This is a genomic window from Psychrobacter sp. Ps3 (genome assembly GCF_022129275.1).
Lineage (GTDB): Bacteria > Pseudomonadota > Gammaproteobacteria > Pseudomonadales > Moraxellaceae > Psychrobacter > Psychrobacter submarinus.
Genome location: NZ_JADQAL010000019.1, coordinates 42,928 through 49,033, shown reverse-complemented (window position 1 = coordinate 49,033; position 6,106 = coordinate 42,928). Strand labels below are relative to the sequence as shown.

Sequence of the window (6,106 nt, the reverse complement as noted above, 5' to 3'; positions counted from 1 at the left end):
GCTTTAGCGCTGCCGTTATCCTGCGATAGCCGTACCTGCCTTTATGCTGGTGATACAGCTTAGTAATACGCTGTTTTAAGTCAGCATGCTTATCTTTATCACCAAGCCTTGCTCTATGATAGTAAAAGACGCTTTTAGGCATCTTAACGATGTCTAGCAAAGCTGATAAAGGATAGTCTTGCCTTAGTCCTTCGATGAGCCTTGCTTTTTGCCTGCTTGTTTCCTCTTCTGTTTGAGCAAGGCATCCAGCTTTTTTAGGTAGGCGTTCTCCGCACGTAGGTACTCATTCTCACGCTTCAATTCTGCTAAGCTTTTTTCATCATCTGGCTTGTCTGTGATAAAGGGTTTACTCATGGTAGCTCTACCTTTGCGTTTAGATGTTAGTCCAGACATACCTTGTAGCCGATACGCTTTGTGCCAGTGACTAATAAGCGCCGGTGAGCTGATGTTATACCTTAACGCAACTTCCAATTGACTCAAGCCTTGGCTAAGCATCGTTGTAAGCACTTTGTGTTTAAACTCGCGACTATAGTAGGCTTTGCTGGTCTTTGGCTTTATAGCATCAATACCACCGCTTTGATATTGCTTAACCCATTTGATGACTATCTTATTATCTAGGTTAAATTCCTCAGCTGTAGCACGACCAGTATGTCCTTGCATATAGTATGCGATGACTTGAAGCTTATAGTCTAGATTATAACGCATAAAAATACCCCATAAGTTGTGTCCAACTTATGGGGGTCAGTTCAAAGTAGTGAGGATTTTTTTGCGTTGTGTTAAATCGTTTTTTTAAATGATATGTACGTGTCTGACGCTATAGTCCATTCATCTTAAAAGTGTTATAGCGCTACTGGTATAAATTTTACTGGCGTGCTGCGTTCCTTCGATGCTGCGCAACTTATGTTTTAAAAAGAGCATTCCAGTAGCGCGTTTAATAGATTCATAACATTTTTATCTTCAACTGACGTTATCATTTAGAGGAACGCTTCGAACCTCTGCCCCCTTTGCCCCCTCTGCCTTTAGTAGGTCGCTTACCTTTACCGACAGAACTCTTACCGCCGGTAGCCTTACCACGTCCAAAAGGGCGACCACCTTTAGAAGCCGCCGGAGTTTTAGCGCCATTCTTGGAGCGCTTACTATTTTCTTTTGTACCTTTTGATTGTGAAGAGCGATTATTATTATATTTTTTGCGGCGTGTATTAGCAGACCTCTTAGAAGCGTTACTGTCCTCTGACGCAGAGCCTTCTATCGACTTAAGTAAAACGGACATCTCTTTTTGGGTCAAGTCGCGCCAGTCTCCAATAGCAAGACCCTTGAGATTGACATTCATAATCCGCGTACGCTCAAGCTTGACGACTTCATAGCCAAAATGCTCACACATACGGCGGATTTGACGGTTTAGGCCTTGCACTAAAGTAATGTTGAACACCGTGGGCGCTACTTTAGACACTGGGCATTTTTTGGTCATTTGTCCCAAAATCGGTACCCCGCCTGCCATACCCTTAATAAAGCTCTCAGTGATTGGCTTGTTTACTGTTACTAAATACTCTTTTTCGTGGTTATTACCGGCCCGTAATACCTTATTGACCAAATCACCATTGCTGGTCAAAAATATCAAACCTTGCGAGTCTTTATCCAAACGGCCAATAGGAAAGATACGTATCCCATGTCTGACAAAATCCACGATGTTATTTTTTTCAGCTTTTTCCGTCGTACTCACGATACCAACTGGCTTATTGAGTGCAATAAATACAAAGTCATCAGCGTCTTGCGGCTCAATGAGCTGTCCGTTGACTTTTACTGTGTCTCCAGGCATCACTTGATCGCCGATTTGAGCCCGCTTGCCATTGATATATACGTTGCCTTGCTCAATAAAGCGGTCCGCATCTCTACGAGAGCAGATACCACTTTCTCTGATGTATTTATTTAAGCGAGTTGAGTTATTGAACATAGAGCACCGTTTTAGCTGATGAAAAGCTTTTATTGCCAAGAAAGCTTATATTAAATGAATGAGTCGTAATGTATGAGTAGAACTGAGTTGATTTTATTATATAGGAAATTGAGTATTAGTTTTATTTCGAGCAGCCTGTATCCATTATAGGGTTAACCAGAATGACTTTAAAATATCTTATTGATGCTTTTAAAGTCTCAAACCTATACGAATGAGCAGTAGATGTAGCGATCATCTAACGATTAGAACCAACCGCTCTGCAAAAGGTGCTCGGTATTACTCACTTTAAAGCCCTCACATAAATCATAAAAGGCTATCGGGTCTTCTATATTATCGAGCAAATCTCGTTTGTTTAGTGCCACAAATAGCGCTAAAGCATAAGCGGCGCTGTGAATAGACTTTTTGGGATTGAAGGTGATATCGGTAAAGGCTTGATACTGCATTACCTCGCTATGGAGCTGTGTATTTTGTTTAAGCGCGTTGACGTATAGCCAATCATAAAACATGGTTAGCGGCTCTAAATTCCACTCCATCCCAGAGTCATTGTAACCAATAAGCTGACCTGAATGGTGTAAGCGCTCATCTTTTTTGGCTTGTCTTGACGGCGCATCAAGCAGGTCAGTAAAGGGGCCACCGCGCTCAAACACCTTACTCGCCTGAAAGATATTCTCCACGCTATATTGCCCGCCACTGTGCTCATCAGTGAGCTGCAAACTGAGTGGGCTGACTAAGAAACTTAACTTATTGCCCGATTTACTTGATAGCTCTAAAACATTATTAAAGCCGTATTTTTTACGGATGACCTGATGCAAGTTGTTGATAGATTTTTTCTTTTGACGGCTGGCAAATCCGACATGGCGCTCAAAGCGAACCATATCTGTTTTGACTAGGTTGTCACTATTGACTCTGGGCATAAATACCGGTCTTTGTTCTACAGCGTTTTGATTTTGTGGCATGGTTTATAGTCTTTATTCGATTTCGATAGGCATTATAGCAAGAGTTGAGTTGATATTGGCTTTGATAACGACTCGCGGGTGATATAACCTTCAACCTCGCTACAAGGCCAACGTTTATTGTTATCCTGAGCCTGTTAGCCTGTTAGCCTGTTAGCCTCTTGATTTAATTAAAGCGGTCGTCAGCCAAATTCAGTATTGAGTTAACTGCAGTTCTGGCTTATGCTTTTTGATGGTTTATTGATAAGAGAAAGTATTATGTTTGCACATATCGACTACTACCCTGGCGATCCTATTTTAAGCTTGATGGATAAGTTCGTCGCTGATAGCAATCCGCATAAAGTCAATTTAGGCATCGGCATCTATTACGATGAAGCTGGTAAGCTACCGGTGCTTGAATGCGTCAAGACGGCTGAGCGCATGATCGCCGATCCGGTCACCCCGCGCCCCTATCTGCCGATGGCAGGATTGCTCGGGCATCGGGTCGCTTGTCAAAACCTACTCTTCGGTCAAGACTCTAAAATATTAGCACAGAAGCGGGTGGCGACTATTGCTACCCTTGGCGGTTCAGGCGCGCTCAAGGTCGGCGCTGAGTTTATTCGAGAATGGTTTCCGCAGTCTAAATGCTACGTCAGTGACCCAACTTGGAGTAATCATATTGCTATCTTTGCAGGCTGTGATATCGAAGTGGGCAGCTACCCTTATTATGATAACGCTACTAGTCGCCTAAAGTTTGAAGCAATGCTCGATTTTATTGACCAACTAAACCCGTATGACGTAGTGCTTATGCATCCTTGTTGCCACAACCCGACAGGTATGGATCTATCTACTGAGCAATGGGATAAGGTGTTGGATATTATCAAACAGCGCCAGCTTATTCCCTTTATGGACATTGCTTATCAAGGCTTTGGCGAAGATATGGAGCAAGACGCTTATGCTATACGTAAAGCGGCTGATATGGGTCTGCCGGTATTCGTTAGTAACTCGTTCTCCAAAAACCTATCACTATATGGTGAACGTGTTGGCGGTCTCTCTGTAGTTTGCCCCACTAGCGATGAGACTGAGCGTGTGTTCGGGCAGCTCAACTACACCGTGCGCCGTATCTATACCAGCCCGCCTTCGCACGGTGGTCATGTGGTCGACATCGTGATGAATGATGAAGAGCTACAGCAGCAATGGGTAAGCGAGGTCTATGGGATGCGCGATCGTATCCAAGCAATGCGCTTAAAGCTTAAATCGGTATTAGAGGCTAAGCTGCCTGAGCATAATTTTGGCTATTTGACTCGGCAAAAAGGCATGTTCAGCTTTACTGGTCTTACAGCGGCGCAGATTGAGCGTTTGCAAAATGAGTTTGGGGTTTATTTGGTGTCCAACTCGCGGATGTGTATGGCAGGTCTTAATGTCAATAATGTCGACTACGTCGCTGAGTCGATCGCGTCGGTGCTCACAAATTAAAAGTTGAGCGGTCAGAACAGCTTATCGCTTTAATTACATTAATCACATCATTAATTAAAAAAAGGACAGAATAACTATATTCTGTCCTCTTTCATTTTCAGTCTATTTAAAATCAATTGCTAATTAATTTTAAAAAAAGGTAATGATTACGCAAGCATACCACCATCCACGAGCACACAAGCGCCAGTAGTATAACTCGACGCGTCTGACACTAAGTACAATACGGTGCCTGCCATCTCATCAGGGTCGGCCACGCGCCCTAGCGGAATCGCATGTAGTGCCATATTTAATACTTTATCATTTGACGTCAGTGCTGAGGCAAATTTGGTATCAGTAAGGCCTGGTAATAAAGCGTTGACACGGATATTGAACGGGCCACATTCTTTGGCAAACGATTTAGTCATGCTGATAACAGCAGCTTTGGTAATTGAATAGATGCCTTGCTTGTCACCAACGACAATGCCGTTGACCGAGGCGGTGTTTAAAATAACGCCGCCGCCCTGCTCTTTCATCATTTTGCCCGCTGCAATAGACATAAAGAAATAACCACGAATATTGACATCGACAGTCTTTTCAAATGCGCCCAAATCAGTATCTAAGATATGGCCATAATAAGGGTTGGCCGCGGCATTATTGACTAAGATATCGATTTGACCAAATTCGCTTTTGATGTGCTCAAAGATGGCATCAATCTGATCCATCTCGCCGACGTGACAAGCATAAGCACTGGCTTTATCGCCGTTCTCTACAATACTATCAGCAACCGCTTGGCAAGCGTCAATCTTACGGCTTGAAACGATAACGTGCGCACCGCGTGATGCCAGCAAGCGCGCAATAGATTCGCCAATACCGCGACTCGCGCCTGTAACTAAGGCAATCTTCCCTGTTAAATCAAATAAATCTTTCATTACTCCTCCATAATATTCTTAAATATCTAATGATTACGCTAACATACCACCATCTAAAGTAAAGGCATGACCATTCATAAAGCTGCTCTCATCGCTGGCAAGCCAAGCGATAGCGCCTGAGATTTCTTCTACTTGACCTAAGCGGCGCAGCGGACTGGCTTTAATAGTGGCCTGCTGAGCACGCTCATCCATTTTTGCCATGGTGTTCTGTACCATCGGTGTATCAATGAAGCTTGGGCACACGGCATTGAAGCGAATGTTTGCGCGAGCATACTCGTGAGCCGCTGACTTTGTGAGCCCCATAACGCCATGCTTAGCTGCACTATAAGCAGATAATAATGGCGCAGAGCGCAAGCCTGCGATAGAGGCCACATTGATCACATGGCCGCCGCCATTAGGCGCTAAGCAAGCAACTGCCGCTCGCATACAGTGCCAAACGCCTTTGAGATTCACCGCGATATTACGATCAAAATCGTCATCGCTCAGCTCATGCATCGGTTTGGGTGCATGGTCGATACCGGCATTATTAATGACCACATCAAGGCCACCAAGCTCGCTCATAGCGAACTTAAATAGCGCGCGAACATCATCACCATCGGTGACATCGACTCGTCTAAAGGTAATGCTATGATTGGCCTCTAGCGCTTCTTTATAGACGCTATCACCAAGCTCTTCGTTTCTATCGCCGATCAAGACCTTTGCGCCGCGACTGGCTAATAACTTAGCGCTCGCCGCACCAATGCCTGAGGCGCCGCCCGTAATCAAAATGCGTTTGCCTGCAACGTTTGAGGCAGGTAGGTTGCTTAAATTGTTTGCTGCAAGTCCATTGCTAGTCATCA

6 protein-coding genes are annotated in these 6,106 nt (G+C 44.3%); 1 reads left to right on the top strand and 5 read right to left on the bottom strand.

Translation table 11 applies throughout. The features are described from left to right. Positions 1-183: 183 nt before the first annotated feature. The 3 genes from I3248_RS07650 to I3248_RS07640 all read right to left on the bottom strand — a co-directional run bounded on the left by I3248_RS07650 (position 184) and on the right by I3248_RS07640 (position 2,907). Positions 184-705: a helix-turn-helix domain-containing protein gene (locus tag I3248_RS07650; protein ID WP_238063182.1), complete on the bottom strand. Its 522-nt coding sequence runs from the start codon at positions 703-705 to the stop codon at positions 184-186. Positions 706-970: 265 nt separating this feature from the next. Further along, positions 971-1,951, bottom strand: coding sequence for a 23S rRNA pseudouridine(2604) synthase RluF (gene rluF, locus I3248_RS07645; protein WP_238063181.1), 981 nt, complete (start codon positions 1,949-1,951; stop codon positions 971-973). Positions 1,952-2,193: 242 nt separating this feature from the next. Continuing rightward, positions 2,194-2,907 (bottom strand): hypothetical protein, encoded by a 714-nt coding sequence (locus I3248_RS07640; protein WP_238063180.1) that lies wholly within the window; start codon positions 2,905-2,907, stop codon positions 2,194-2,196. A 255-nt stretch (positions 2,908-3,162) separates the two neighbouring features. Between I3248_RS07640 and I3248_RS07635 the strand changes: the two genes are divergently transcribed. Further along, positions 3,163-4,359 carry an amino acid aminotransferase gene (locus I3248_RS07635; RefSeq protein WP_238063179.1) on the top strand — a complete coding sequence of 399 codons (1,197 nt, stop codon included), beginning with the start codon at positions 3,163-3,165 and terminating at the stop codon, positions 4,357-4,359. Positions 4,360-4,505: 146 nt separating this feature from the next. On the opposite strand, the gene I3248_RS07630 is transcribed toward I3248_RS07635, so the two are convergent. Next, on the bottom strand, positions 4,506-5,267 hold the full coding sequence (locus I3248_RS07630) for an SDR family oxidoreductase (protein ID WP_238063178.1): 762 nt from the start codon (positions 5,265-5,267) through the stop codon (positions 4,506-4,508). Between the two features lie 33 nt (positions 5,268-5,300). Beyond that, entirely contained in the window at positions 5,301-6,104 is an 804-nt protein-coding gene (locus tag I3248_RS07625; RefSeq protein WP_238063177.1) for an SDR family NAD(P)-dependent oxidoreductase, read from the bottom strand. Between the last annotated feature and the right edge of the window lie 2 nt (positions 6,105-6,106).

Bases quoted from the DNA above. Each gene is read 5' to 3' on its own strand.
- I3248_RS07650 (WP_238063182.1), bottom strand. From the start codon at position 705: ATGCGTTATAATCTAGACTATAAGCTTCAAGTCATCGCATACTATATG.
- rluF (WP_238063181.1), bottom strand. From the start codon at position 1,951: ATGTTCAATAACTCAACTCGCTTAAATAAATACATCAGAGAAAGTGGT.
- I3248_RS07640 (WP_238063180.1), bottom strand. From the start codon at position 2,907: ATGCCACAAAATCAAAACGCTGTAGAACAAAGACCGGTATTTATGCCC.
- I3248_RS07635 (WP_238063179.1), top strand. From the start codon at position 3,163: ATGTTTGCACATATCGACTACTACCCTGGCGATCCTATTTTAAGCTTG.
- I3248_RS07630 (WP_238063178.1), bottom strand. From the start codon at position 5,267: ATGAAAGATTTATTTGATTTAACAGGGAAGATTGCCTTAGTTACAGGC.
- I3248_RS07625 (WP_238063177.1), bottom strand. From the start codon at position 6,104: ATGACTAGCAATGGACTTGCAGCAAACAATTTAAGCAACCTACCTGCC.